The 25,298-nt window shown below is 54.5% G+C and carries 21 protein-coding genes, 1 tRNA gene and 4 pseudogenes; 18 read left to right on the top strand and 8 right to left on the bottom strand.

Translation table 11 applies throughout. The features are described from left to right. Positions 1-39 precede the first annotated feature (39 nt). Positions 40-1,230, top strand: coding sequence for an acetyl-CoA C-acyltransferase (locus tag JCM17844_RS02610; RefSeq protein ID WP_149999503.1), 1,191 nt, complete (start codon positions 40-42; stop codon positions 1,228-1,230). A 13-nt stretch (positions 1,231-1,243) separates the two neighbouring features. On the opposite strand, the gene JCM17844_RS02605 is transcribed toward JCM17844_RS02610, so the two are convergent. Further along, complete coding sequence (locus JCM17844_RS02605; RefSeq protein ID WP_149999501.1) at positions 1,244-1,744, bottom strand: MarR family winged helix-turn-helix transcriptional regulator; 501 nt, start codon at positions 1,742-1,744, stop codon at positions 1,244-1,246. 225 nt (positions 1,745-1,969) lie between these two features. On the opposite strand from JCM17844_RS02605, the gene hppD reads away from it, so the two are divergent. The 9 genes and pseudogenes from hppD (at position 1,970) to JCM17844_RS02560 (ending at position 8,863) form a co-directional block, all read left to right on the top strand. Further along, the gene (gene hppD / locus JCM17844_RS02600) at positions 1,970-3,061 is read left to right on the top strand and encodes a 4-hydroxyphenylpyruvate dioxygenase (RefSeq protein ID WP_149999500.1); all 1,092 of its coding nucleotides are present in this window, start codon (positions 1,970-1,972) and stop codon (positions 3,059-3,061) included. A gap of 50 nt (positions 3,062-3,111) precedes the next feature. Then, a pseudogene (locus JCM17844_RS17075) lies at positions 3,112-4,259 on the top strand (homogentisate 1,2-dioxygenase). A gap of 29 nt (positions 4,260-4,288) precedes the next feature. Continuing rightward, positions 4,289-5,302, top strand: coding sequence for a fumarylacetoacetate hydrolase family protein (locus JCM17844_RS02590; protein WP_149999499.1), 1,014 nt, complete (start codon positions 4,289-4,291; stop codon positions 5,300-5,302). 111 nt (positions 5,303-5,413) lie between these two features. Then, on the top strand, positions 5,414-6,280 hold the full coding sequence (gene phhA / locus JCM17844_RS02585) for a phenylalanine 4-monooxygenase (protein WP_149999498.1): 867 nt from the start codon (positions 5,414-5,416) through the stop codon (positions 6,278-6,280). A 55-nt stretch (positions 6,281-6,335) separates the two neighbouring features. Further along, positions 6,336-6,962: a glycosyltransferase gene (locus JCM17844_RS02580; RefSeq protein WP_149999497.1), complete on the top strand. Its 627-nt coding sequence runs from the start codon at positions 6,336-6,338 to the stop codon at positions 6,960-6,962. Beyond that, positions 6,959-7,377: pseudogene (locus JCM17844_RS02575) on the top strand (TIGR04282 family arsenosugar biosynthesis glycosyltransferase); the annotation flags it as partial. The gene JCM17844_RS02580 and the pseudogene JCM17844_RS02575, both read left to right, overlap by 4 nt. A 45-nt stretch (positions 7,378-7,422) precedes the next feature. Beyond that, positions 7,423-7,629 (top strand): hypothetical protein, encoded by a 207-nt coding sequence (locus JCM17844_RS14165; protein ID WP_210431240.1) that lies wholly within the window; start codon positions 7,423-7,425, stop codon positions 7,627-7,629. 108 nt (positions 7,630-7,737) lie between these two features. Continuing rightward, positions 7,738-8,256, top strand: coding sequence for a pantetheine-phosphate adenylyltransferase (gene coaD / locus JCM17844_RS02565; RefSeq protein WP_149999591.1), 519 nt, complete (start codon positions 7,738-7,740; stop codon positions 8,254-8,256). 52 nt (positions 8,257-8,308) lie between these two features. Further along, the gene (locus JCM17844_RS02560) at positions 8,309-8,863 is read left to right on the top strand and encodes a peptidylprolyl isomerase (RefSeq protein ID WP_235898879.1); all 555 of its coding nucleotides are present in this window, start codon (positions 8,309-8,311) and stop codon (positions 8,861-8,863) included. Positions 8,864-8,904: 41 nt separating this feature from the next. Here the strand turns inward: JCM17844_RS02560 and trmFO are convergent. After that, positions 8,905-10,250, bottom strand: a pseudogene (gene trmFO / locus JCM17844_RS02555) (methylenetetrahydrofolate--tRNA-(uracil(54)-C(5))-methyltransferase (FADH(2)-oxidizing) TrmFO). 128 nt (positions 10,251-10,378) lie between these two features. Here trmFO and nrtS point away from each other — a divergent pair. Further along, on the top strand, positions 10,379-10,546 hold the full coding sequence (gene nrtS / locus JCM17844_RS14160; protein ID WP_210431210.1) for a nitrate/nitrite transporter NrtS: 168 nt from the start codon (positions 10,379-10,381) through the stop codon (positions 10,544-10,546). Between the two features lie 141 nt (positions 10,547-10,687). Here the strand turns inward: nrtS and hspQ are convergent, their stop codons facing one another. Next, positions 10,688-11,026 carry a heat shock protein HspQ gene (gene hspQ / locus JCM17844_RS02545; RefSeq protein ID WP_371864730.1) on the bottom strand — a complete coding sequence of 113 codons (339 nt, stop codon included), beginning with the start codon at positions 11,024-11,026 and terminating at the stop codon, positions 10,688-10,690. Between the two features lie 86 nt (positions 11,027-11,112). Continuing rightward, positions 11,113-11,559, bottom strand: coding sequence for a hypothetical protein (locus JCM17844_RS02540; RefSeq protein WP_149999492.1), 447 nt, complete (start codon positions 11,557-11,559; stop codon positions 11,113-11,115). 124 nt (positions 11,560-11,683) lie between these two features. Here JCM17844_RS02540 and JCM17844_RS02535 point away from each other — a divergent pair, with 124 nt between their 5' ends. The 3 genes from JCM17844_RS02535 to pssA all read left to right on the top strand — a co-directional run bounded on the left by JCM17844_RS02535 (position 11,684) and on the right by pssA (position 15,155). Beyond that, positions 11,684-13,489: an ABCB family ABC transporter ATP-binding protein/permease gene (locus JCM17844_RS02535; protein ID WP_149999491.1), complete on the top strand. Its 1,806-nt coding sequence runs from the start codon at positions 11,684-11,686 to the stop codon at positions 13,487-13,489. Positions 13,490-13,671: 182 nt separating this feature from the next. Next, entirely contained in the window at positions 13,672-14,367 is a 696-nt protein-coding gene (locus JCM17844_RS02530) for a phosphatidylserine decarboxylase (RefSeq protein WP_149999490.1), read from the top strand. After that, positions 14,367-15,155, top strand: coding sequence for a CDP-diacylglycerol--serine O-phosphatidyltransferase (pssA, locus tag JCM17844_RS02525; protein WP_149999489.1), 789 nt, complete (start codon positions 14,367-14,369; stop codon positions 15,153-15,155). The genes JCM17844_RS02530 and pssA overlap by 1 nt, the downstream gene beginning before the upstream one ends. Before the next feature lie 17 nt (positions 15,156-15,172). Here the strand turns inward: pssA and JCM17844_RS02520 are convergent, their stop codons facing one another. From JCM17844_RS02520 to JCM17844_RS02510, 3 genes are all read right to left on the bottom strand, one after another. Next, positions 15,173-18,346 carry an efflux RND transporter permease subunit gene (locus JCM17844_RS02520; RefSeq protein WP_149999488.1) on the bottom strand — a complete coding sequence of 1,058 codons (3,174 nt, stop codon included), beginning with the start codon at positions 18,344-18,346 and terminating at the stop codon, positions 15,173-15,175. Continuing rightward, positions 18,343-19,437: an efflux RND transporter periplasmic adaptor subunit gene (locus JCM17844_RS02515; protein WP_149999487.1), complete on the bottom strand. Its 1,095-nt coding sequence runs from the start codon at positions 19,435-19,437 to the stop codon at positions 18,343-18,345. The genes JCM17844_RS02520 and JCM17844_RS02515 overlap by 4 nt, the downstream gene beginning before the upstream one ends. 104 nt (positions 19,438-19,541) lie before the next feature. Beyond that, positions 19,542-19,907: a PadR family transcriptional regulator gene (locus JCM17844_RS02510; RefSeq protein ID WP_149999486.1), complete on the bottom strand. Its 366-nt coding sequence runs from the start codon at positions 19,905-19,907 to the stop codon at positions 19,542-19,544. Positions 19,908-20,275: 368 nt separating this feature from the next. Here JCM17844_RS02510 and JCM17844_RS02500 point away from each other — a divergent pair, with 368 nt between their 5' ends. Then, positions 20,276-21,070, top strand: a complete 795-nt coding sequence (locus tag JCM17844_RS02500) for an SPOR domain-containing protein (RefSeq protein WP_210431208.1) — start codon at positions 20,276-20,278, stop codon at positions 21,068-21,070. A 537-nt stretch (positions 21,071-21,607) separates the two neighbouring features. Here the strand turns inward: JCM17844_RS02500 and JCM17844_RS02495 are convergent. After that, positions 21,608-21,681, bottom strand: a tRNA-Gln gene (locus JCM17844_RS02495). Between the two features lie 210 nt (positions 21,682-21,891). On the opposite strand from JCM17844_RS02495, the gene JCM17844_RS02490 reads away from it, so the two are divergent. The 3 genes and pseudogenes from JCM17844_RS02490 to guaB all read left to right on the top strand — a co-directional run bounded on the left by JCM17844_RS02490 (position 21,892) and on the right by guaB (position 25,264). After that, positions 21,892-22,845, top strand: a complete 954-nt coding sequence (locus JCM17844_RS02490) for a Ppx/GppA phosphatase family protein (protein WP_210431207.1) — start codon at positions 21,892-21,894, stop codon at positions 22,843-22,845. 117 nt (positions 22,846-22,962) lie between these two features. Beyond that, complete coding sequence (locus tag JCM17844_RS02485; protein ID WP_149999483.1) at positions 22,963-23,694, top strand: RlmE family RNA methyltransferase; 732 nt, start codon at positions 22,963-22,965, stop codon at positions 23,692-23,694. Positions 23,695-23,793: 99 nt separating this feature from the next. Then, positions 23,794-25,264 (top strand): annotated as a pseudogene (guaB, locus tag JCM17844_RS02480) (IMP dehydrogenase). The last annotated feature ends 34 nt before the right edge of the window (positions 25,265-25,298 follow it).

The raw sequence follows: 25,298 nt of genomic DNA, 5'->3' as shown, positions 1-25,298 counted from the left end.
AGGACCCAAGGGCCTTACAAGAAAGAAGGAGTGTTTTTCATGGCAACATCAGATCCCGTTGTTATCGTTTCCATGGCGCGGACCCCCATGGGGGGATTTCAGGGCGATTTGTCGCCGCTAACGGCGTCAGAGCTTGGCGCCGCTGCAATCAAAGCCGCGCTGGAACGGGGCGGCGTGTCGCCCGATGATGTGGATGAAACCATCATGGGATGTGTGTTGCCCGCAGGGCAAGGGCAGGCTCCCGCCCGTCAGGCATCCAAAAAAGCAGGAATTCCCAATAAAACCGGGGCGGTGACGCTGAACAAGATGTGCGGTTCGGGCATGAAGGCCATGATGGTGGGGCATGATTCCTTACTGGCCGGAACCAATGATATCGTTGTGGCAGGCGGCATGGAAAGCATGACCAATGCGCCCTATCTTTTGCCCAAGGCCCGGGGCGGTATGCGCCTTGGCCATGGTGATGTGAAAGATCACATGTTCCTTGACGGGCTGGAAGATGCCTATGATCCGGGCCGTTTGATGGGCACCTTTGCCGAAGAAACCGCACAGCATTATCAGTTCACACGCGATGCACAGGATGCTTATGCCATTGAAAGCCTGAAACGGGCGCAAAAGGCGAGCGAGGATGGATCTTTTGCTGATGAGATCGCGCCGATCCACATCACCACGCGCAAAGGTGAGACGACCATTTCCATCGACGAGCAGCCCGGTAAAGCGCGTTTTGATAAAATTCCCCAGCTGAAACCTGCCTTCGCCAAAGACGGCACGGTAACCGCTGCCAATTCTTCCTCTATTTCCGATGGCGCCGCCGCGCTTATCCTGATGCGCCGGTCCGAAGCGGAAAAGCGCGGGCTGCCTGTTTTGGCGGAAATCAAGGGCCATGCCACCCATGCGCAAGAGCCGCAATGGTTCACCACCGCTCCCATCGGAGCCATCAAATCTGTTTTGGATAAATGTGGCTGGACCACGCAAGATGTGGATTTGTGGGAAGTGAATGAAGCCTTCGCCGTTGTCTCCATGGCGGCCATGCGCGATCTGGATCTTCCCCATGATGCGGTGAATGTTTATGGCGGGGCTTGCGCCTTGGGCCACCCCATCGGGGCATCCGGCGCACGCATTGTGGTGACCTTGATCAATGCGCTTCAAAAGCGCGGCAAAAAGCGCGGCGTTGCCACCTTGTGTATCGGTGGAGGAGAGGCTACGGCGTTGGCCCTGGAACTTGCAAGCTAATTTAAAAGACTGTTCAGGCGGCTCCGTCCTCGTCTTTGGAGGTGCGGGCGGGGTCGCCGAATGTTTCCAGCGACAAGCCTTCCAGCCGGTCCAGCAATCGGTTCAGTTCGGCTGTTTCCTGTTTGCCGAGATGGCTTAATAATTCCGTCTCATAAGACAAAGCCAAGGGCATGATCTCGGCATAGATTCTGACGCCTTCCAGGGACAAGGCCAGCACCGAACGCCGCCGATCCTGCGGCGAAAAATGCCGTTCCAGCCGTTTTTTCGCCAATAGGCGCGAAACCGCCCGGCTTACCGCCACTTTATCCATCGCTGTGCGGTGGGCCACTTCACTGGCACTCAGATCGCTTTCATCCCCCAAAACCGCCATCACCCGCCATTCCGGAATGGTAAGATCATAGCGATCCGAATAAAGCCGCGAAATGGTGCGGGATATCCGGTTCGAGATCGTTGCCAGCCGATAGGGCAGAAAATGGGGCAATTTCAGGCGATTTGGCACTGTGTTTTCGGTCATGGACTACTCGTTTGCTGTCTGTCGGGCCCATCATGCCAAGCCTTGTTCAAAAGTGCCATGGCGCTGTGGGATGCGCGAGGATTCTTGTAAACGCGGCAAAGTGTATCTTGCAAAGAGCCGGACGACCGCTTATTTGGTTACATATGAAACCATTTTGCAGCCATCCTGATATTGTGGGGATGGACAGGCGTGTTTTGTCATCGATAGCTAGGCACAGGTGCATGAATGTTGGGCTTCAATATTGATAGCAAACCGGAAAACCCGATGGGGACAGACGGGTTTGAATTTGTCGAATATGCGGCTCCCGATCCGGTTCTGTTACGGGATTTGTTTGAAAAACTGGGCTTTCCCGCCATTGGAAAGCACAAAAGCCGCGACATCAGCTTGCACCGTCAGGGTGATATAAATTTCGTTATCAATGCGGAAAAAACAGGCTTCGCTGCCGATTTCGTTAAAAAACATGGCCCTTGTGCGTGTTCCATGGGGTTTCGCGTAAAAGATGCCAAAGCGGCCCTTGATCGCGCCAAAAGCCTTGATACGGTTTCCATTGACGATGAAGACCGGATTTTATCGAAACCGGCCATTGAAGGTATTGGCGGATCGCGGCTTTATCTGGTGGATGGCTATGGCGGGGTCAATGCGTGGGAAAGCGATTATGAACTTTTCCCCGACGCGGAAGAGCGCATGGACCGTTGGGGCGCTGGGCTTTCCTATATCGACCATCTGACCCATAATGTATATTGGGGCAATATGGATAAATGGCGCGATTTTTATGGCCGCCTGTTCAATTTTGGCCAGATCCGCTATTTCGATATCAAGGGCAAGCTTACCGGCCTTGTAAGCCGTGCTTTGGCCAGCCCATGCGGCAAAATTCGTATTCCTTTGAACGAATCGGAAGACGAAAAAAGCCAGATCAATGAATATCTGGAAGCCTATAGAGGCGAAGGCATACAACATATCGCTTTGGGCACCCATCAGATATATGATTCTGTAGACAAGCTGCGGGCGAACGGGATCGCGTTTCAGGAAACGCCAGATCCCTATTATGAAAAGTTGGATACGCGCCTGCCGGGGCATGGGGAATCCGTGCCGGACATGCAAAAACGTCATATTTTGATGGATGGCGGAGACGCGCAGGGTGGCGGGCTGTTGTTGCAGATTTTCACAAAAAATGTGATCGGGCCGATTTTCTATGAGATCATCCAGCGCAAGGGCAATGAAGGTTTTGGCGAAGGCAATTTCAGAGCATTGTTTGAATCGATCGAAGAAGATCAGATCCGTCGGGGATATCTGAAGCCGGATACGGCGGCGGAGTAATCAGCATCGGCCAGAGATGGCCTTGATAGTATCATGCGGGAGACGAACCCATGCGCAACTGGATCAGCTTTCCACGGCTTGAGGGAGAGGCGTCGCGCCAAGCCCATGCGGATTTCCCCGAAGGGGCCTATGAGCGTGAGATGGGGAAAGAGGGGTTTTTCGGACCCGCAGCCCATCTGTACCATCGCCATGCTCCCACCGATTGGGTGGGCTTTGAGGGCCCGTTGAAGCCCCGCGCTTTTGATACAAACAGGTTTGCCGATTATGGCCCTAGCCCATGGGATGCCAAAAAACTGTTGAGCAATGCCCATGTGGCCGTGCGCTTTTGGTCATTGGATGGGGCGATGGATCATTTGGTGCGCAATGGCGATGGCGATGAGCTGTTGTTCATCCATGAAGGTTCTGGCGATCTTTATTGCGATTTTGGCCATATGCCATACCGGGATGGGGATTATGTGGTGTTGCCACGTGGCTCCATGTGGCGGCTGGACGCACAGTCTTCCACCCGCCTGATGATGGTGGAAGCGACCAATTCCAGCTATCAATTACCGGATAAAGGGCTGGTTGGGCCGCACGCTATTTTCGATCCGGCGATTCTGGATACACCCAGAATTGACGATGCCTTCAAAGCCCAGCAAACCGAGGATGAGTGGCGCGTTTTGGTGAAGCGGCGCAACCAATTGACCACCATCACCTATCCCTTCAACCGCTGGATGCCATGGGTTGGAAAGGGGATCTGATGCCGGTGCGGCTGAATTGGCGCGATATTCGCCCCTTGATGAGCCATCGCTATCATTTGCCGCCCAGCGCCCATACCACTTTTGTGGCCAGTCGATTTGTGGTGTGCAGCTTTGTGCCGCGCCCCATCGAAAGCGATCCCGGCGCGCTAAAGGTGCCATTTTATCATAATAATGACGATTATGATGAGTTCATCTTCTACCATCGCGGTGAATTTTTCAGCCGCGACAATATTCACCCCGGCATGACTAGCTTGCACCCTTGCGGCTTTACCCACGGCCCGCATCCCAAGGCGTTTGAAGCGGGGATGAAGGCGGCCAAAAAAGAAACCGATGAAGTGGCGGTCATGATCGATACCCGCGATCCTTTGGATGTGAGCGAAGAAGCGGTTGGTATTGAATGGAAAGACTATTATCTAAGCTGGGGCGGACAGGCACGGTACGGGTCTGCCGCGGAATAAGCACGTAAACGACGGATCAAGGAGCATTTATGCGTTTAGCATCTCTCAAGCAGGGGCGGGATGGCCAGTTGGTCGTCGTCAGTAAAGACCGCAAAAGCATGGCATTGGCGGCAGAGATTGCTCCCACATTGCAAGCAGCACTGGACGACTGGGATGCGGTTGCGCCCCGTTTGCAGGCTTTAAGCGATGATCTGGATGCCGGGCGCGTGGATGCAAAGCCCTTTGATGAAACAGCCTGTGCGTCGCCTTTGCCGCGCGCCTATCAATGGGCCGATGGCTCGGCCTATGTCAATCATGTGGAATTGGTGCGAAAGGCGCGCGGGGCAGAGGTCCCGGCAAGCTTTTGGGAAGACCCCTTGATGTATCAGGGCGGCTCTGACAGCTTTTTGGCACCTTATGAGCCCATCCAAATGGCCGACGATGCGTGGGGAATCGATTTCGAGGCGGAAATCGCCATCATCACCGGCGATGTGCCCATGGGGGTCAGCGTTGAAGATGCCGGGCGCTATATCCGGCTGGTGGTGCTGGTCAATGATGTGTCGCTGCGCAATCTGATCCCCGGCGAATTGGCCAAGGGCTTCGGATTTTTCCAATCCAAACCGTCTTCGGCATTTTCCCCCCTGGCCCTGACACTGGATGAACTGAACGCCCATTGGCGCGACAACAAAATGCACCTGCCATTATTGTCGTTCCTGAATGATGCGCCTTTTGGCAAGCCCAATGCCGGTCAGGATATGACCTTCGATTTCGCACAATTGGTGGCCCATGCCGCGAAATCACGGCCCTTGGCTGCAGGCACTATCATTGGTTCGGGAACGGTATCGAACAAGCTGGATGGCGGACCGGGAAAACCCATCGCGGAAGGTGGTGCAGGCTATAGCTGTATTGCGGAAATCCGGATGATCGAAAAAATCCAGAGCGGGGCGATGAAAACGCCGTTCATGACCTTTGGCGACCGGATCCGTATTGAAATGCGCGATGATGACGGACAGTCCCTGTTTGGGACCATTAACCAGTCGGTGGTAAAATACGGGAATGCTTGACCCCGCTTCGGGGCTTGAATGTGTGTTCGGGCAGCGCATGTTTTATGTATCCGGCGACGGTCTTTATCGCCGGAGCGGATTTGCCTTTATCAGCGCAGAAGGAGAGGCGCCATGTTGATCACCACAAGGCTTGGCCGAAAGGTTGAGGTCAATGAAGATTACACGGTGGATCAGAATTGGGCGCATTATACCGCCGATGAACATGCCCGTTGGGATCGGCTTTATGATCGCCAGCGCGAGATTTTGAAGGGCCGGGCCTGTCAGGAATTTCTTGACGGTCTGGAAGCCTTGAAACTTTCCGATGGCGGCATTCCGAATTTCGAAGAACTGTCCGAAAGGTTGATGGCGCGGACGGGCTGGAAAGTGGTGGCGGTGCCGGATCTTGTGCCTGACGAGGTGTTTTTCGACCATCTGGCCAATCGGCGCTTTCCTGCGGGTAATTTTATCCGCCGCGAAGACCAGTTCAATTACATTCAGGAACCGGATGTATTCCATGATGTATTCGGCCATGTGCCCATGCTGAGCCATCCGGTATTTGCCGATTATATGGAAGCCTATGGCAAGGGCGGGCTGGCGGCAGCCGGCAAGGGCGTGTTGCAAAATCTGGCACGGCTTTATTGGTATACGGTGGAATTTGGTTTGATCAACACACCGGACGGCATGCGCCTTTATGGAGCAGGCATTGTGTCCAGCCCTGCGGAATCGGTGTTCGCTTTGGAAGATCCATCGCCAAACCGCATCCATTTTGATCTGGAGCGGGTGATGTGCACCAATTACCGCATTGATGATTTCCAGCAGAGTTATTTCGTGATCGATAGCTTTGATGAATTGCTGGATGCCACCTATCAGCCCTTTGGCCCCATTTATGATCGGGTGCGTGGCCGTGCGGATTATGCCGTGGATACGGTTTTGACATCGGATCTTTTGCACCATCGAGGCAGCCAGGCCTATGCCCACGAAAAAACGAAGGCGTCATAATTAGCCATCAGATGGGGCTTTGTGTGCCGCTGTGAACGCGCTATAGGCTGGCTGCATGTCTGATCCTGTGATTTCTGTGATTATTCCCGTTCGCCCCGATGAGGCGGCCTTGCCGGCATTGCTTTCCCAACTGGAAGGCCATCGGGCCATTTGTGATATCCATGTGATGGGCGAAGGCAGCCGCGCCAAAAGCCTGAATGCGGGCGCAAAAAAAGCGCGCGGAACGCTGCTGTGGTTTTTGCACGCCGATAGCGTTTTGACAGACGATAGCATCGATCATCTGTTGGCCGGCTTTGCAAAAAGTCCCAAGAGCCTGTTGTATTTTGATCTGGCCTTTGCCCGCGATGCTGTGGGGCTGGTGAAGCTCAATCAATGGGGAGCCAATCTGCGCTCCCGACTATTGGGCGTTCCATTTGGCGATCAAGGGCTGGCATGTCACCGCGATATATTCAAAGCGGTCGGCCCATATGATGAACATTGTGCTTATGGCGAAGACCATTTGTTCGTGTGGCAGGCCCGGCAAGGCGGGGTCAAGCTTTTCCCCATTGGCGCACCGCTTTTGACCAGTGCCAGAACCTATCGTCAAACCGGTTGGTTGAAACTGACCATATTGTACCAATATCGCTGGATCAGGCAGGCCCTGCCAGAGGCGTGGAAACTGATGCGGAGACGTGGCTTATGACCGGTGCTGTTGCTGTTTTTGTAAAAACGCCGGGCCTGACAGCACCCAAAACCCGCCTTGCTGCCAGCATTGGCCCTGATGCGGCGGGGGAATTTTATCATCATAGCCTTGATGCGGTGGAAGAAACGGTCAGCCGGTTTTTGAAGCCCCGCGCCGATTGGATCGCCCGTTGGGCGGTGGCGGAAGAAGAGGGCGTATCCCATCCGCGCTGGCAATCTTTCGGGGCGCGGCACACCGGTCCAGGCGATCTGGGCACGCGCATGTGGCGTATTTATGAAGGCTTGCGCCGGGTGCATGGCCGGGTGTTTTTAATCGGTGCCGATGCGCCGCAATTAACGGCACAGCATTTGAAAGCGGCAGAAAAAGCTTGGACAGCCATGATTTTGTATTCGGTCCGGCATCGGATGGGGGATTCTGGTTGTTTGGCGGTCGGCGCGTGGTTCCCAAAGAGGTGTGGACAATGCCGCGCTATAGCACGGCCCATGCCCGAAGTGATCTGGAACAGGCCATGATAAAGGCAGGGCTTCAAAAACCGGCCCATTTACTGCCGCTTACGGATGTGGATGAAGTGGCGGATCTGGCGGCCTTGGCGCAGGAAATGCCCAAAAGCCGCACCGTCAGCCAGCGAAAAATCATCGGTTGGGTGAAAAGAATGGAGCAGGCATAACGCCGCCATAGGTTTCAACAGTCTATCGCCCGCCTTGCCATTCTGTTGTGCGCTCTATAATCCTAGGCGAGCGATTATGCGCTGCATAGTAAGGAGAGCACTGTGGCTCTGGAACGGATCGGTCTTTATCCGGGAACCTTTGATCCCATTACCTATGGACATCTGGACATCATCCGCCGGGGACTGAAACTGGTGGATAAGCTGGTGATTGGTGTTGCGACCAATCCATCGAAAGATCCATTGTTCAGTCTGGACGAGCGCGTCACCATGGTCCGTGCAGAAACGGCAGAGCTCGCACAGTCTTTGGGCGCGGATATCTCGGTGATGCCCTTCGATGAATTGCTGATGAGCTTCGCAGAGAGAATCGGGGCTTCGATCATTGTGCGCGGTCTTCGGGCTGTCTCGGATTTTGAATATGAATTCCAGATGGCGGGAATGAATGCGTTTCTCAATCCCGAGGTGGAAACTGTGTTCTTGATGGCCGATGCCAAATATCAGCCCATTGCATCAAAGCTGGTGAAAGAAATTGCCACTTATGGCGGCAATATTGACGGGTTCATTCCAAAGCGTGTTGCCCATGCTGTGCGCGCGCAAATGGCCTATAAACGCCAGCATAAAAGCGATTGAACAAGAGATCGGGAATGTTCGATACGGCCCGAAATGACGGAGACGACTTGGTATGATGAAGAAACTTCTCGCTGGCGTGTTGGCTTTGGGCCTCGCAGGCCCCGCCGTATCCGAGCAATCGCTGGACCTGAAAGACCCGGAAAACACACTTTATCTGGATTTGCCCATGGGCCGGGTGGTGATACAGATGCGTCCCGATAAAGCCCCGAACAATGTGGAGCGTATCAAGACACTGGTGCGTCAGGGGTTTTATGATGGTTTGACCTTCCATCGTGTGATCCCCAATTTTATGGCGCAAGGGGGCGACCCGGCGGGCAATGGATCGGGCGGGTCCGATTTGCCGGACCTGAAAGCCGAGTTTAATGATCTTCTGCATTTGCGCGGCACCATGTCCATGGCGCGGTCCAATTCGCCCGATAGCGCCAACAGCCAGTTTTTTATCATGTTCAGCCGTATGTCGGCGCTTGATGGAGAATATACCATTATCGGGCGCGTGACATCGGGCATGGAATTTGTGGACGCCATCGCCCAAGGCGAGCCTCCGGCCGAGCCGACAAAAATCGTCAAGATGACATTGGCATCGGATGTGGACAATCCGGTCAACTGACACAACGACGCCATGACGTAAAACGCCATGGCGTCATAATCTTAGCTGTCGGCCTTTTCCTGTGCCGCAAGGCCGTTGATCCAGGCATCCAATGCTTCAAGAGCGCGCCGGCTCATGGTTGGTTTGCGCTCTTTCTTTTTGACCTTCCCCGCAAGTGTGGGAACAGGCCGAAATTCACATTCATCGGTTGAAAGCTGTCTGGTCGGGCGCCGCCGGTGATATGCGAAAGAACAGCACCGAAGGCGGTTACATCGGGCGGCGGCGTCAGGGATTGCCCCAAAGCATCGGCGGCGGCAAAGCGTCCGGCCATCAACCCCACAGCGGCGGATTCGATATAGCCTTCGACTCCGGTGATCTGACCGGCGAAGCGCAAGCGCGGATCGGCTTTCAGGCGCAGGCTTTCGTCCAGCAACCGGGGTGAATTGATGAAGGTATTGCGGTGCAGGCCGCCCAAGCGTGCAAAAACGGCCTTTTCCAGACCGGGAATGGTCCGGAAAATCTCGCTTTGGGCGCCATATTTCAATTTTGTCTGGAACCCGACGATATTATACAGCGTTCCCAATTGGTTATCTTGTCGAAGCTGAATAACGGCATGGGGTTGTTTTCCTGTTCGGGGGTCGGTCAGTCCTACCGGCTTCATTGGCCCGAAGCGCAAGGTTTCACGGCCCCGTTCCGCCATCACTTCAATGGGCATACAGCCTTCAAAATAGGGGGTGTTTTCCTCCCATTCCTTGAAGCTGGTTTTTTCACCTTCCAAAAGGGCGGTGATAAAGGACTCATATTGGGCTTCATCAAGGGGGCAGTTGATATAATCGGCCCCTTCGCCTTTATCATAGCGGGATTGATACCAGGCCACATCCATATTGATGCTGTCTTTATGCACGATGGGGGCAATGGCATCGAAAAAAGCGAGGCTGTCTTCGCCGGTCAGGTCGAGAATGGCGTGGCTCAGGCCATCGGAGGTCAAAGGCCCGGTGGCGATGATCACATTGGCCCAGTCTTTGGGGGGCAAGCCATCGATACAATCACGCTCGATGGTGATTAATGGATGCTCGGCCAGTGTTTTGGTGACCATCTGCGAAAATTGATCGCGATCAACCGCCAAAGCTGATCCAGCGGGAACTTTTGCGGCATCGCCGCAGCGCATGATCAAGGAATTGAGACGGCGCATTTCTTCATGCAGCAGCCCGACGGCATTGTTTTGTGCATCATCGGACCGAAAAGAATTGGAACAGACCAGTTCCGCCAATCCGTCCGTATGATGGGCCGCCGTGTTTTGCACGGGGCGCATTTCGTGCAGCATCACCGCAATGCCTGCCTGCGCGATTTGCCATGCAGCTTCAGACCCTGCAAGACCGCCGCCGATGATATGGACACAATTGGACATGGGAAAAACCTGTTCTTGCTTTAGGAAAAAAGGGCCTGAATGCGTGCATTATCCCTGGAGCAATGTCCAAGGCTAACGCTATTGTGCGGACTCTATTTCAAATCCGCAGCAAGGACGCAAGAGAGATCATGACCAATCAAGACGGCCGGGTGACTTTTTGGCAGGCATTAAGGATGAAGCCGGTGGTGCACCGTGCCGGGCGGGTGGCGCTGATCGTGGGAACAATTTTGGTCTTGATCAATCAGGGCGAGCTTTTTCTTGCCGGCGAAATGCCGCCTTATGGAAGATATTGCTGACCTTTATCGTGCCTTATTGCGTCTCAAGCTATTCCAGTGCCGCGCATATTGCGGAGAAAAGCCGCCAAGAAGACGCACAAGCCTAGAACGTTTTTAACAACGTTCACCCGTAAATCATGCTTCCACTTAAGATTTTCGCCTTTAATTCAGGCTGATGGATTTCAGGCTGTAACGCCCGCCATCAAAACTATCGAACAGATCGTCGATATCGGGATGGCGGCAGGGGCCCCCCGAATCCGGCTCCAGATTCTGTTGGCTCACATAGGCGAAATAGGTGGACGTGTCGTTTTCGGCCAGAACATGATAAAAGGGTTGTTCTTTTTTTGGGCGCGCCTCTTCAGGGATGGCTTCCCACCATTCTTCATTATTGTCGAATTCGGGATCAACATCGAAGATCACGCCGCGAAAGGAGAACAAGCGGTGCTTGACCACCTGGCCGATGCAAAACTGTCCTTCACCTAATTTAGGCATTGCTCTCATCCTGTTGTTACGCACGTTCATACAGAGTCGTTTGATAGATAAAACCTCTATCCTATTGAATAAATAGAATAAATTCTGGTTCAGAGCTAGGCTTGTGGTAAGCGCCCTCGCAAGCTGGAAATTTTGGAATCCAGAGACATTAAAATGATGGTCATGGTTTCCAAGATGCTGTCGAAGTCGGTTGGTGTGTCGAATATGGTCGCACTTTCCAGGGAAATGCGCCCCGTTTTATCGAGCAAGATATGGTCATGAGCCCGCGATTTGGATCGCTCCGTTTCGGTAATGGCCGTTTTGCGGGCTTCAGGGTCTTGTGCAGAAAAGGGAAGAACGCCCAATTGTGCGCGCAAATTCAAGGTGCATTGCCCGAAATGGGGCTTGCCAAGATGGGCCTGAAAGACAATGCCATCCCATGTGAAGCTGAAATCCAGAGGCAGGCCTATGGTGGGATTGTCCAAATGCTCCTGTGCCTGCATCAGGATATGATGCAATTGCGGCAATTGGTCAGTCTCGCTATGTGACATGGTCTGCATCATATATATCGCCCGGTTTCGTGGTCACAGCGGTGGCGGGATAAAGATTTTTGCGTGCCAGAGTCTACGACCATGGTTTTAATGAAGCGTAAAATTTGAATGACTATTTGCCATGAAAGGGCAATTGATGCCGAAAGGCCTGAAACACGATCCCTTACAAAACAGCCCTTCGGCAGGCCATTGGCCGGTGATCAAGCGGTTAAGCCCCTATCTTTGGCCCAAAGGGCGCCCGGATCTTCGCTGGCGTATTGCTTTATCGCTGCTGTTGCTTGTGGGCGCGAAGGTGGTGACGGTTTACACACCGTTTTTCTACAAAGCAGCCATTGACGGATTGTCCAATCCTGCACAGCAAGCCGTGGCGTTGCCTCTTTTGTTGCTTGTGGCTTATGGGGTGGCCCGTTTTGGCTCGGTGGCTTTGGCGCAGATCCGCGATGCGATTTTTGCCAAAGCGTCGCAACATGCCTTGCGGTCTGTGGCATTGGAGACATTCTGGCATCTGCATGCGCTGTCCTTGCGCTTTCATCTGGAACGCCAGACCGGCGGGCTTTCCAGAGCCATAGAGCGCGGCACCCGTGCCATTGATTTCCTGTTGCGGTTCATGACCTTCAACATCGTTCCAACCATATTGGAACTGCTGTTTGTTGCGGGTGTTTTTTATGTTCATTTCGGCTGGCAGTTTGCCGTTGTTTTGCTGATATCCGTTGCCGCTTATATCGGGTTTTCTGTGATGATAACCGAATGGCGCACCCGCTTTCGTCGCACCATGAATGCGGAAGATAGCAAAGCCAATAGCCGGGCTGTGGATAGCCTGTTGAATTTTGAAACGGTAAAATATTTCGGCAATGAAGCCCATGAAGCCGCACGCTATGATAAGGCGTTGGCGCGGTATCAGGATGCTGCGGTCAAAAGCCAATCGTCTTTGTCGGCCTTGAATGCAGGGCAAGCGTTGATCATCAATGCCGCTTTGGCCAGCGTGATGGTGATGACAGCGCAAGGCTTTTTGGCCGACCGCCTGACATTGGGGGATGTGGTTCTGGCCAATGCCTTGCTGATTCAGCTTTTTGTGCCGCTTAATCTGTTGGGATTCGTGTACCGCGAAATCAAACAATCGCTGATTGATATGGAATATCTGTTCGGGCTTTTGGATGCGGACCGCGAAGTGGCGGATAAGCCCGATGCCAAAGCCTTGGTGGTGGGTGGCGCGCGCTTGTCCTTTCAGAATGTGTGCTTTGGCTATGATGCGCGTCGGCAGGTTTTGCACGATATATCCTTCGAGGTTCCCGCGGGGAAAACCGTTGCCATTGTGGGGCCCAGTGGTGCGGGGAAATCCACCTTGTCGCGGATATTGTACCGTTTTTACGATATTGAATCCGGCCATGTGCAAATTGATGGGCAAGATATCCGGGATGTGACCCAAGCCAGTCTGCGTGCCGCCATCGGGATCGTTCCCCAAGATACCGTTCTGTTCAATGACAGCATTGCCTATAATATTCGCTATGGACGCCCTGATGCCCGTGAAGACGAGGTTTATGAGGCGGCAAAGCTGTCCCGTATTGATGATTTTATCGCGCGCTTGCCCGATGGATATGACACACGGGTCGGGGAACGCGGATTGAAATTGTCGGGCGGGGAGAAGCAGCGGGTGGCCATTGCCCGAACCATTTTGAAAGACCCGCCCATTTTGCTGCTGGATGAAGCGACAAGTGCCTTGGATACCCGCACCGAACGGGAAATACAGGATGCCATTGAACGTGTGGCGCGCAATCGCACAACGCTGGTGATTGCCCATCGGTTGTCCACGGTGGTCAATGCCGATGAAATTTTGGTACTGGATGAAGGGAAAATCATCGAGCGGGGCCGCCATGAGACATTGTTGCAAGCAGGCGGGGCCTATGCCGCCATGTGGCAGCGCCAGCAAGAAAGCGCAGGATAGGCGGCGGGGAGGAACGGCCTTATTTTCGCACGCCCAAAGGCACCAAACCAAAGTTGAAATGCCCTGATCTGTCTCTTTCGTGCAGGCTCTATTTGACCTTTGCATGGGAATTGGTCAAATTCCGCGCAATCTGTCATACATCAGGGTAATGCCCTGAACAAAAACTGGAAAGGCTCGCTTTCATGGACCCGTTTCGCTCTGCCTTTAATCGCGTGCACCGCGAGGGCGTCCCCTTCGTTTTGATCGCGTTCGCTTTGGCCGCCCTTTCCATGGTGTTTATCAGCAAGGTGCTGGGCTGGATATTGATCGTTCTGGGCCTTTATATCGTTTATTTCTTCCGCGATCCTGTGCGGATGACACCCCTTCTGGATACGGTATTGGTCAGCCCCGCCGATGGTGTGGTGTCGAAAATCGAACAGGCTGTGCCGCCTGCGGAATTGGAAATGGGCGAGAGCACCCGCACGCGAATCTCTATTTTCCTGTCTGTGCTGAACGTGCATGTGAACCGGGTTCCATCCGATGGCACCATTACAAAACTCAGCTATATTCCCGGTAAATTCATCAATGCCACTCTGGATAAGGCCAGCGATGAAAATGAACGCCAGCTTGTGCGGCTGGATCGGGCCGATGGCCGGTCGGTGGCTTTTGTGCAGATTGCCGGCCTGATTGCCCGGCGCATTGTATGTAATTTGGAAGTGGGCCAGACGGTGGAAGCTGGCGAGCGCTTTGGGATCATTCGCTTTGGCAGCCGCATGGATGTGTACTGCCCTGAAGGCATGGAGCCGGTGATCGCTGTCGGCCAAACGGTGGTCGGTGGTGAAACGGTGATCGCCGATGACACGCCGTCCCATAAAAATATCCAGGGGCGCGCTTCCTGATGGTCAAACGCGCCTCCCGCAATTCCAGCGGCAATGGACGCCGCACTTTCACGGCACGCATGATGGCGGCCAATGTGGTTACCACCCTTGCGCTATGCTCGGGCATGACCGCCATTCGTTTTGCCATTGAAGGCCGGTTTCAACTGGCTGTGGTGTTTGTTGTTGCAGCGGCGGTTCTGGATGCCATGGACGGGGCCATTGCGCGTTTATTGAAAAGCACCAGCCGGTTCGGGGCAGAGCTTGATTCATTGTCCGATGTGGTGGCATTCGGCATGGCCCCGGCCTTTTTGCTTTATGCTTGGGGCTTGGGCGATATGGGGCGCGTTGGGTGGATTGTGGCTTTGGCCTTCGGGGTGTCTGTGGCCCTGAGACTGGCGCGTTATAACGCATCCATAGATGAGGCGGATGATCCTTATAAAGCCATGGGATTCTTCACCGGCGTGCCTGCGCCGGCGGGGGCCATGCTGGTTTTGTTGCCGATGTTGCTGGATTTCGCTTTTGAATCGGCGCTGTTTCAAAAATCGTTCGTTCTGGTGGGATATGTGGCGATCATTGCAACGCTGGTGGTATCGCGGGTGCCCACCTTTTCATTGAAACAATTGCGGGTGCGCCGGGAAGCGATGGTGCCCAGCCTGTTTGTGATTGCCTTGTTTGCCGCATCTGTCACGGTTTATCGCTGGGCCGCCATAGCCATTGTTGCCATTGCCTATCTGGCTTCGATCCTTTTGTCTTGGCGGGTTTATCGCCGCAAGTTCAAAATTGCCGATAGTAACGCCGCGCAGGACTGACAAAAAAGCGCAAGCGGTTATTCCGCCGCTTGCGTTACATCCTTTATTTCTTTGACGATTTTGCCTTCGATTCCCGCTTTTTTGGCTTTGCGGGCTGCTTTCTTTTCCTTGCGGATAATGCGCCAAGCCAGCATGGACGGGGTGACAATCAATGTCAGAACGGTGGCAAAGCTTAGCCCGAACACAATAGCCAAGGCCAGATCCACCCAGATAAAGCTGGTGGGGGAGCCGATTTCCACCGCGCGGGAAACGAAATCTACATTGAACTGGAACACCATGGGCAGCAGCCCGATCACAGTGGTGATGGTGGTCAGCAAAACCGGGCGCAGGCGTTGGGCGCCGGTGCGGACCACAGCTTCCAAAGACGGGATGCCCTGTTTTACCAAACGGGCATAAGTATCGATCAGAACGATATTGTTGTTCACCACAATCCCCGCCAGCGCGATGATCCCCACCCCTGTCATCACGATCACAAAGGGCCGGTCTGTCAGCCACAGGCCGAACACTGCGCCCACCGTTGATAACAGCACGGCGGTCAGGATCAGCCCCGCCTGATAAAAGCTGTTGAACTGCGCCAGCAAGATCAGCCCCATGCCGAACAATGCAATAATGAAGGCATTGAGCAAAAAGCTGCCCGATTCTTTCTCCACTTCATCCTGGCCCGCAAAACGGATCGAGACGCGCGGGTCAAAATTCTGGTCGGCAATCCATTTTTTGATCTCGATCACCTTGGCCGCAGGCTGCACGCCTTCCGCTACATCGCTGGCAAGGGTCATGACCCGTTGTCCATCGATGCGTTCAATATCGCCGGTTTTGGGACGGGCTTTGCGCTCCACGAAATTTCCGATGGGCACCGAGCCGAACTCTGTGGGAATACGCAAGGTATCAAGGGCGAGAATGCCGCGTTGGTCGACCGGAAAACGCACCCGTATATCCACCTCGTCATCGGCCTCATCGGGGCGATAGCGTCCAACCAATGCGCCATTGGTGACAAGCTGGATGAAACTGCCAACGGTGGTAAGATCGGTGCCAAAGCGGCCTGCTTCGGCGCGATCCACCTCTAACCGCCATTCAATTCCGGCCACGGGGCGGCTGTCTTCTTGATCCACCAGCCCGTCCATATTGTCGATGAACTCGCGAATACGCTCTACCGTGGGGATGATCAGGCTGGGGATGGCGCTGGCCACCTCGATCTCGATGGCTTTTCCTTGCACCGGCCCTTGTTGCTCTTCGGAAAATTCCACCTTTACGCCGGCTACATCGGCGACCCGTTCGCGGATATCTTGCTCAATTTCCGTCGCCGGGCGGCGTTCGTCCCAATCCTTGAACAGCAAGGTCACGCGGCCAATCGTATCTTCCGCATCGCCTGAACCCGCGCCGATGCGGGTATAGCGGTTTTCCACCCCCTCAATATCCAGAAGGCGGCTTTCCACATCGGAAACCAGCATATTCATTTCCGTGATGGAAAAATTGCCGCGTGCATGGACAAGCACGCGGGCGCTGTTGGGCTCGCCATCGGGAAACAGGATCTGTCCGTTATTATCGGTGATGAACAGCCCCCATGCGCCGATCAGGGCCACAAGGGTCAGGGCCATGATCTTGCCGGGATGATGGATCAGAACCGATAAAAGCCGCGTGTACCAACCGGTGATGCCGCTCAGGGACTTGGGATCGAAGGTCTGATCCCCCGCCAGATGTTCCATCAGGTCGGGATCTGCCTGGCCGGGTTTGCCGATCAAGGCGCCAAGAGTGGGCAAAAAGATCAAGGCCATCAACAGCGACCCGATCAGGGTGAAGATCAGTGTCAGCGGCAGATAGCTCATGAAATCGCCGATGATGCCTGGCCAGAAAAGCAAGGGTGCAAAGGCAACCAGCGTGGTGGCGGTCGAGGCAATAATAGGCCAGGACATGCGCTGGGCGGCCAATCGGAAGGCCTCTTTCCTGTGGTGACCCTCCAGCATCTTCCGGTCGGCATATTCCGTTACCACAATGGCCCCGTCCACCAGCAGCCCCACAGCCAGGATCAGGCCGAACAATACCACGGTATTGATGGTGTAGCCCAAGGCATAAAGCACCAAAATCCCGAAGAGGAAGGCTCCGGGTATGGACACGCTGACAAGGGTGGCCGAGCGCCAGCCAAGAGCTGCAACAACAACGATGGAAACCAGCGCCACCGCAGACAGAACGGAATTGCGCAAAGTGCTCAGGAAGTCGGTCACATAAACCGATGTATCGCCCAAAAATTCGTATTGCATGCTGCCGGGCCAGCTTTTGGCCGCGAATTCTGTCATGGCTTTGGCGGCCTGCGCCGTTTCAACGGTGTTGGTGCCCACACGTTTGATCACTTCGATGGTGATGGCGGGTCGGCCATTGAAGCGGGCCAGAGATGTGGCATCCTTGAAGGTGCGGCGCGCCTCGCCAAGGTCGGCCAGGGTGACAACCCCGTCGCGGGATGTCTTGACCGGCAGGCTGGCCACATCGCGGGCGTCTTCAAACAGTCCGGGAACTTTTACGGAAAATCGGCCATCACCCGCATCAAGGGCGCCAGCGGCGATCAGGCGGTTGTTGTTTTGCACCACCGTCAAAAGCTCGTTCAAGGACACATCATAGGTTTCGATCCGGGTGGGATCGACAACCACTTCCAGAACCTCTTCACGCTTGCCGCCGACCTGGGCTTCCAAAACGCTGGGAATGGTTTCCAGCTGGTCTTTCAGGGCTTCCGCAATGCGGACCATGGTGCGTTCGGGCGCATCGCCAAACAACACCACCGTTATGATGGGTTGCTTGCCAGCGGAATATTCCGCGACAACCGGCTCTTCGCTTTCATTGGGCAAATCGGCCTTGGCCATATCCACCGCTTCCCGCACATCCAAAAGCGCCTGATCCGCATCCACATCGGACTGGAATTCCAGCACAATGCTGGCCCCGCCCTCGAAGCCATTGGCCGTCATTTCCTTGACGCCTTCAATGGTTTGAAGCTGACGTTCCATGGGCTTGATGATCATCCGTTCGGCATCTTCTGGGGAGATGCCGTCATGGCTGATGCTGACAGAAAAGAAGGGGAACTGAACGTCCGGATTGTCTTCTTTCGGGATGGCGTAATAGGCATAGCCGCCAGCCAGCAAGATCATCATCAAAAGCGATAAAATCAACCGCTTGTGATCGACCGCGCTTTTGATGATCGAATTCATTGGCTTATCCCCGGCTGTATGGAAGCCTGAGGCTGTAATACGGTTCGGACTTTTTGACCGGCTGTGACAAATTCTTGCCCAACGGTGATGATCTCTATCTGATCGGGCAATCCACCCACCCAGATTTTGTCCCCCGCATCGCTCAGGATGGTCACAGGATAAAACACCACCAGCCCATCTTGCTCTGCGGCTCGAATGCCCAAACGTCCATCGGCATCCAGAACCAGCGCGGTCGGAGGCAGGGGATGGGCGCGGATAATTTCCAAAGGCACATGAATGGTTGCCGTCATGCCATCGCGCAAGGAGCGGTCTTCATTGGGGATGGCCACCTCGACCCGGAAGGTGCGGGTGCGCTCGGATGCCGTGGCGGAAATATAACGGATGATGCCGGTCTGTTCTTCAATGCCGTCAATCTGTACCCGTGCTTTGGTTCCCAAAGACAGGGCACCCACATCGCGCTCCGATACTTCGCCCACAATAAGGAACGGCGTTTCATCAATGAGGCGCGCGCAGACGCCGCCTTGCTGCAGATAATCGCCAATTTCTGCGGGTCTGTCATCGACCAGACCGGCAAAAGGTGCACGGATTTCCGTATTGTCCAAGGCGATCTGCATTTGGCTGAGTTGCGCTTGGGCCGCTTCGAATTCCGCTTTGGATTGTGCAAGCTGCGTGGCAGAGCGATGGCCTTTTTCTACCAGTTCAAGGGCTGCATCATATTCCAGTTTTCGTTGATCGCGGAGAGCCTTGGCCTGCGCCAGATTGGCTTTTCTGTCTTCAGTTGAAAGGCGGCAAATAATGGTGCCACTTTCCACACGTTGGCCTTTTTCCACCGGCGTTTCCACCACACGGCCGGTGATTTCCGCCTGAAGTTCCACCGAGCGAATGGCTTCGGTGCGGCCTCTTATTTCCAGATCCCGTTGAAATTCGGTGGCAGAGCTTTTTTGGGCCCGAACAGAAAATGCGGTTTGCGCGGGCGTTTGGGCTTTTTGCTCGTTTGTTTCGGTTTCCGGCGCTTTAAAAAGCACGCCAGACAGGACCCAGATCACAAGCACAATCGTAATCAAAGCGGCAAGAAGAAAGGACTTTTTCATAGGGTGGTCGATCCTGATAGATATCGTTTTTATCAAAGCCAATCAGACGATTGAGCATATTTGAAGATGATGTCGACATCCCCAGTTTGGTGCCGTGACAGAAGTTACTCGGCCGCCTCGCCAGGATTGGTGACCTGGGCAAGAAGGTCGTCCTGATGGTCCCGTAAATAAGTCAAAGCGGCCTTTTGCATTGCGACGCCATATTCCAAAACAAAGCGCGAGGCCGGCGACATATCATCCGCTAGCAAGGCCTCTAAAGACCGGATGCGTGTATCATGGTCCTCGATACGTTCATTGACCAGATCACTTACCCGGTCGGGGGAAACGGCTTCGGCAAACAAAAGCGCGGCCAGAAATTCGGAGCGGTTTTTATCAGGGCCGGGGGCTTTGCGCAATTGATCTGTCAAGGCGCGCTGGCCTTTTTCCGTCAGGCTGTAAACCTTTTTGTCGGGCCGTTTGTTTTGCGACATGGCCCGGCAGGTGACAAAGCTTCATCGGTCAATTTTGTCAAAGCCGGATAGATGGAGCCATAGCTGGCTTCGCTAAAGAAGCTGAAACTTCCTTCAGCGACCATCTTTTTGATTTCATAGCCGCTTGCATCACCCAAAGCGAGAATTCCAAGACAGAGTGTGCGTACATCCATGATTATTCTTCCCGATAGCCAGCATTAATAAGATACTATCGGCATGATATAGTCATTCCCGTGCCGCACTGCAATGGAATTGCAAAGAGCGCGTCTTCCTGAATGTGTTTTTCTCTTTGCCCCTTGCGCCTTTCTTTACGAAGCGGAAAGAAGCGGCTGATAGGGTTGTTGTTTATGCTGCTTCGAGGCTTTTGGATGATGCGTCACTTCTATTTGATCCGCGGTTTGATGCCTGCTTCACCATTCTGTTTGGCTGTGTCGTTGCTATGTGGCCTGTCGGCTTGCGCCTCGGCTCCCCAAACCGGGCCTGCTCCCATCGGGCTTTATCATCCATCGGCGCCAGTAGAACCAGAAAGCGCTGCTGATACAGAGCTTGCATCCTCTTTGACCTATCGGGTGGACCAACAAGCCCGGCAGTTGAAAGCGATTGATGATGCGCTTGTGGATATTACCGGAAAGCTGGGCGGTGTCGGTGGGGATCCGGCGGCCGATATTGCGGCCATACAGCAGGATGTAAGGGGCTTGTCCGATAAGGTGGATCGCCTGATGGCGCAGTTGAATGAAACGGATAGGGCTGTTGCCACCATCATGCGCCGTTTGGATATGATCGAGACGGCAACGGTTGGCGCGGTGAAAGAGGCTGCTGCTGCGCGAGATCTTGTGAATCGCGTCGAGGGAGTGAAAGCCGCGCAAGAAGGCTATGAGCTTGAAGCCGGACCGGGCCAATCCTATGCCATTCATCTTGCGTCTTACCAAAATCCCGCCGCGGCCAAAGAAGGGTGGGAGGTGCTGAAAGGCCAATATCCGGCGGTGCTGGAACATTTATCGCCGCGCCTTGACCCTTTGCGTTTGGATCAGGCGGGCGGGCAGTTTCTGCGCCTGATTGCCGGGCCGTTTGCGGATATTTCTCCGGCCAGGGAAGCCTGCGAAAACCTGCGCCAGCAAGGGGCGTTTTGCCAACTTTCCTTATTCAGGGGAGAGGGGCTTTAACCGCCTTGCTATCCTGAAAAAAGCTCGCCCTTTTTGATCCTTGCGCAACAGGCTTTGGTCCTTGATCAAATGGCCATCAAAGGAGCCGTTCTATCCGCCCATATCACAGCGTTTTTACGCGATGCGGTATGGAGCATATTTTGCCTTTGTGCAGCACACCGCTTTGCGTGGGCGAAGGGGCGCCACAGAGGGCGCAATGGATTTCCGGTAGGCTGCCAGACTTTGAAGCATGTCTTCCAGCCCCACCCAGGCCCAAATCCCCAACAAGCCGAAAAAAAATAATCCGCCGATATGTGCAAACATCTCCATAGCGCCCTCCGTTCTTGATATGTTCTTATATCTATAAGCACACCATCAATCAAGAACAAAATAAGAACAAAATGGGGAATTCTGAAAAACCCCTAGAAAAGCACAGGCTTTCAGCATGATTTTCAGATTTTAACAGGGAGGATGATCCAGAAGCCAAAGGCAAGGGGACGATTTTCGGGCCATATGCAATGGCTCTTATCGTCCGTTCCTGATCGATTTTTAAAAGAATGGATGCCCCGGGAGGACTCGAACCCCCACTGACGGAATCAGAATCCGCTGTCCTACCATTAGACGACGGGGCAATGGTTGGATCGGCGCGGCTTATAGGGGGCGGTTGGGCTGTCTGTCAAGGGCTGTTGGAAAACTCTGTGTCGATTGCCGGCTTGGCGGGAAAGGGGAACGCTTCTTTAAGGGAACGCAGTTTGAGACTGGAACCGCCTTTGGAAAAGGTGTTAAAGCTTTAAGCAAGTTGCGGGGTTTTTGATCCTCGCTTGTGATGAGTATCAGTCGTTATGTCAGTTATTGAGGATAAAAGCCTTGCACGGCCTGTTTCGGTCGATGAGGCAAGGCCCCGAAGGGCCGGGCCCGTTTATGGTGGCCGCGCCGTTTATAGCGCGATCGATTTGGGCACCAATAATTGCCGCTTGCTGGTGGCAAAACCGACCCGAAATGGCTTCCGTGTTATTGATGCCTTTTCCCGTATCGTCCGTTTGGGGGAGGGGCTCGAAATGTCGGGCCGTTTGTCCGATGCGGCCATGGATCGCGCTGTTAATGCACTGAAAATATGTGCCCAGAAAATCAAGAACAGGAAAGTGACCTGCATGCGCTCGGTTGCAACAGAAGCCTGTCGGGCGGCAGCCAACTGTTCTGATTTCGTGGCGCGGGTGAAGCGTGAAACCGGCCTGAATCTGGATGTGATTTCCCCGGCAGAAGAAGCGCGTCTGGCTGTTGTAGGCTGTCAATCGCTGATGGATCAACGTTACAGCCATGCCTTGGTGTTCGATATTGGTGGTGGCAGCACCGAGCTTATTTTTATTGAAAAGCGCGGGGGCGGCCAGTTTTCTATCCTTGCCTGGACATCTGTGCCTTTTGGTGTGACGACCATTGCCGAGCGCTTTGATTGCCAATCACTGAGCGCTGACATTTATAAAGAAATGGTCGCACTGATTGCCAAACATCTGGCGGACTTCGAGGAACTGGGAAAACTTGTTGGCTATGTAAAACGCGGCAAGGTCCAGCTTTTAGGAACATCGGGCACCATCACAACGCTTGCCAGTGTGCAATTGGGCTTGAAACACTATGATCGCAATCGGGTTGACGGGGCTTGGCTTCGGGCGGGGTCCGTTCATGCTCTTGCGCGGGCGGTGGCGCTGATGCCATATGAGGAACGCTTGGCCCAGCCTGTATCGGGGAGGATCGGGTGGATTATGTGGTGGCCGGATGTGCCATTCTGGATGCTATTTTAACACAATGGCCCTTCACCCGAATTCGGGTGGCCGATCGCGGGATTCGCGAAGGTGTGCTACGCGGTCTGATGAATGAAGGCGTGGCGTTTGATATCGGACATAACAGGGAACGATAAGATGGCGCGACCGCCGGAAAAAAGAGGAACGCGGGGGCGCAGCGGGTTGAAAGTGCGGGTGCGCACGGCGCGTGGGCGCAAATTGTCCTCGACCCGTTGGCTTCAACGTCAGCTGAATGATCCTTATGTGGAAGAAGCCCGCAGGCAGGGCTATCGCTCTCGCGCAGCGTTCAAATTGCTGGAGCTGGATGAAAAGTTCCAGCTTTTGAAGGGCGCCCGTCGGGTGGTGGATCTGGGGGCCGCGCCCGGTGGCTGGACACAAGTCCTTGTGGAGCAGTTTACCCGCTCGGGACAAAAAGACAACAAGATCGTCGGTATCGATATTCTGCCCATGGATCCGATTTCCGGGGCGGATCTGATCGAAATGGATTTTTTGGCGCCCCAGGCCCCCGATGAATTGAAGGCTCTGTTGGGCGGCCCTGCGGATATTGTTCTGTCGGATATGGCTGCCCCCACCACGGGGCATAAGCAAACCGACCATATCCGGACCATGGGATTATGTGAGGCCGCGCTGGATTTCGCCATGGATGTTTTGGAGCCGGGCGGAACATTTGTCGCCAAAGTGCTGCGCGGCGGTACCGATGACGATCTGTTGCGACGGATGAAGCTGCATTTTTCCTCTGTTCGCCATGCCAAACCTCCTGCCAGCCGCCCTGAGTCGGTGGAATGGTATGTGATTGCCAGCGGCTTTACCGGAAAATCGCAGGCTTTAAACGATCAATCCGCCCCATAGTTTGGCGGCGTCCAAGAAATCCATTGGACAGGGCAGGCTACAATGTCATATAGGCCCCAATCTTTTCTTTCGGATCGGTTAATAGGAGTGTCGGCAATCATGGATATTCGTCTGGGTCTTACATTTGATGATGTCCTGTTGGTGCCCGGCGAATCCGATGTGATGCCCGCACAGGTGGATGTGGGCACCTATGTCACGAATGCGATCCGGCTGAATATGCCTCTGATGTCGGCGGCCATGGATACGGTTACGGAAACCGATCTGGCCATCGCTATGGCGCAGATAGGCGGCATTGGCGTTCTGCACCGGAACAATTCCGTTGATGAACAGGCGCAGATGGTGCGGCAGGTGAAAAAGTTCGAGGCTGGCATGGTGGTCAATCCCGTTACCATGCACCCCGATGAAACGCTGGCCGATGCCCTTGATCTGATGGCGCGGCATAAAATCTCCGGCATTCCCGTGGTGGAACGCTGCGAAAGAGCCGGACCGGGAAAATTGGTGGGGATCGTTACCAACCGCGATGTGCGCTTTGCCAGCAATCCCCAGCAACCGGTGTCGGAATTGATGACCCGTGAAGCTGGTGACGGTTCATGCGGGCGTATCCAGTTCGGAAGCCAAGCGTTTGTTCCATCAGCACCGCATCGAAAAACTGTTGGTCGTTGATGAAGAATTCCGCTGCACGGGTCTGATCACGGTCAGGGATATGGAAAAGGCCGTTGCTTATCCCCATGCGGCCAAGGATGAAATCGGGCGTCTGCGGGTGGCTGCGGCCACAACCGTGGGTGATGCCGGCTTTGAACGTTCATTGGCCTTGATTGATGCCGAATGTGATCTGGTGGTTCTGGATACCGCCCATGGCCATTCGGCCCGGGTGATCGAAGCGGTGTCGCGCATCAAACGCGAAAGCAATTCCGTGCAGCTTCTGGCGGGCAATGTGGCCACCGCCGATGCCGCCAATGCGCTGATCGATGCCGGGGCGGACGCCATCAAGGTGGGAATCGGGCCGGGGTCTATCTGCACCACCCGCGTGGTGGCCGGTGTGGGCGTTCCGCAATTGACCGCCATCATGGATGTGGTGGATGCGGCCCGGAAGAAAAATATTCCGGTGATCGCCGATGGCGGTTTACGCACATCGGGGGATATTTCCAAAGCCATTGCCGCCGGGGCCAATGCCTGCATGGTCGGCTCGTTACTGGCGGGTACGCAAGAAGCACCGGGCGATGAATTTTTGTATCAGGGCCGTGCCTATAAAGCCTATCGGGGTATGGGTTCGGTTGGGGCCATGGCACGGGGCTCGGCAGACCGTTATTTCCAGGAAGATATCAAAGATGCCCTGAAGCTGGTTCCCGAAGGCGTGGAAGGACAGGTACCATTCAAGGGCCCGGTGAAGAATGTCCTGCATCAGCTTGTGGGTGGGCTGCGGGCCGGTATGGGCTATTCCGGGGCGCGCACCATTCCTGATATGCATGAACGGGCCAGCTTCATACGCATTACCAATTCCGGCTTGCGTGAAAGCCATGTGCATGATGTGGCCATTACACGGGAATCGCCAAATTACCCGTCAAATTGATCGAGTCTTCGGCGTGATCGGGCGATCACCAGTC

The organism is Iodidimonas gelatinilytica, assembly GCF_008579125.1.
GTDB classification, from domain to species: Bacteria; Pseudomonadota; Alphaproteobacteria; order Sphingomonadales; family Rhodothalassiaceae; genus Iodidimonas; species Iodidimonas muriae.
Note: the sequence above shows the minus strand (reverse complement) of the source record. Positions and strands in the feature narration are given on the sequence as shown.

What these genes read in the sequence shown, in the direction of transcription:
- JCM17844_RS02580 (WP_149999497.1), top strand. Translation starts at nt 6,336, where the DNA reads ATGTCTGATCCTGTGATTTCTGTGATTATTCCCGTTCGCCCCGATGAG.
- JCM17844_RS02510 (WP_149999486.1), bottom strand. Translation starts at nt 19,907, where the DNA reads ATGTCGCAAAACAAACGGCCCGACAAAAAGGTTTACAGCCTGACGGAA.
- JCM17844_RS02540 (WP_149999492.1), bottom strand. Translation starts at nt 11,559, where the DNA reads ATGATGCAGACCATGTCACATAGCGAGACTGACCAATTGCCGCAATTG.
- JCM17844_RS02610 (WP_149999503.1), top strand. Translation starts at nt 40, where the DNA reads ATGGCAACATCAGATCCCGTTGTTATCGTTTCCATGGCGCGGACCCCC.
- JCM17844_RS02590 (WP_149999499.1), top strand. Translation starts at nt 4,289, where the DNA reads ATGCGTTTAGCATCTCTCAAGCAGGGGCGGGATGGCCAGTTGGTCGTC.
- nrtS (WP_210431210.1), top strand. Translation starts at nt 10,379, where the DNA reads ATGACCAATCAAGACGGCCGGGTGACTTTTTGGCAGGCATTAAGGATG.
- phhA (WP_149999498.1), top strand. Translation starts at nt 5,414, where the DNA reads ATGTTGATCACCACAAGGCTTGGCCGAAAGGTTGAGGTCAATGAAGAT.
- hspQ (WP_371864730.1), bottom strand. Translation starts at nt 11,026, where the DNA reads ATGAGAGCAATGCCTAAATTAGGTGAAGGACAGTTTTGCATCGGCCAG.
- JCM17844_RS02485 (WP_149999483.1), top strand. Translation starts at nt 22,963, where the DNA reads ATGGCGCGACCGCCGGAAAAAAGAGGAACGCGGGGGCGCAGCGGGTTG.
- JCM17844_RS02515 (WP_149999487.1), bottom strand. Translation starts at nt 19,437, where the DNA reads ATGAAAAAGTCCTTTCTTCTTGCCGCTTTGATTACGATTGTGCTTGTG.
- hppD (WP_149999500.1), top strand. Translation starts at nt 1,970, where the DNA reads ATGTTGGGCTTCAATATTGATAGCAAACCGGAAAACCCGATGGGGACA.
- JCM17844_RS14165 (WP_210431240.1), top strand. Translation starts at nt 7,423, where the DNA reads ATGCCGCGCTATAGCACGGCCCATGCCCGAAGTGATCTGGAACAGGCC.
- JCM17844_RS02560 (WP_235898879.1), top strand. Translation starts at nt 8,309, where the DNA reads ATGATGAAGAAACTTCTCGCTGGCGTGTTGGCTTTGGGCCTCGCAGGC.
- JCM17844_RS02500 (WP_210431208.1), top strand. Translation starts at nt 20,276, where the DNA reads ATGATGCGTCACTTCTATTTGATCCGCGGTTTGATGCCTGCTTCACCA.
- JCM17844_RS02530 (WP_149999490.1), top strand. Translation starts at nt 13,672, where the DNA reads ATGGACCCGTTTCGCTCTGCCTTTAATCGCGTGCACCGCGAGGGCGTC.
- pssA (WP_149999489.1), top strand. Translation starts at nt 14,367, where the DNA reads ATGGTCAAACGCGCCTCCCGCAATTCCAGCGGCAATGGACGCCGCACT.
- JCM17844_RS02535 (WP_149999491.1), top strand. Translation starts at nt 11,684, where the DNA reads ATGCCGAAAGGCCTGAAACACGATCCCTTACAAAACAGCCCTTCGGCA.
- JCM17844_RS02520 (WP_149999488.1), bottom strand. Translation starts at nt 18,346, where the DNA reads ATGAATTCGATCATCAAAAGCGCGGTCGATCACAAGCGGTTGATTTTA.
- JCM17844_RS02605 (WP_149999501.1), bottom strand. Translation starts at nt 1,744, where the DNA reads ATGACCGAAAACACAGTGCCAAATCGCCTGAAATTGCCCCATTTTCTG.
- JCM17844_RS02490 (WP_210431207.1), top strand. Translation starts at nt 21,892, where the DNA reads ATGTCAGTTATTGAGGATAAAAGCCTTGCACGGCCTGTTTCGGTCGAT.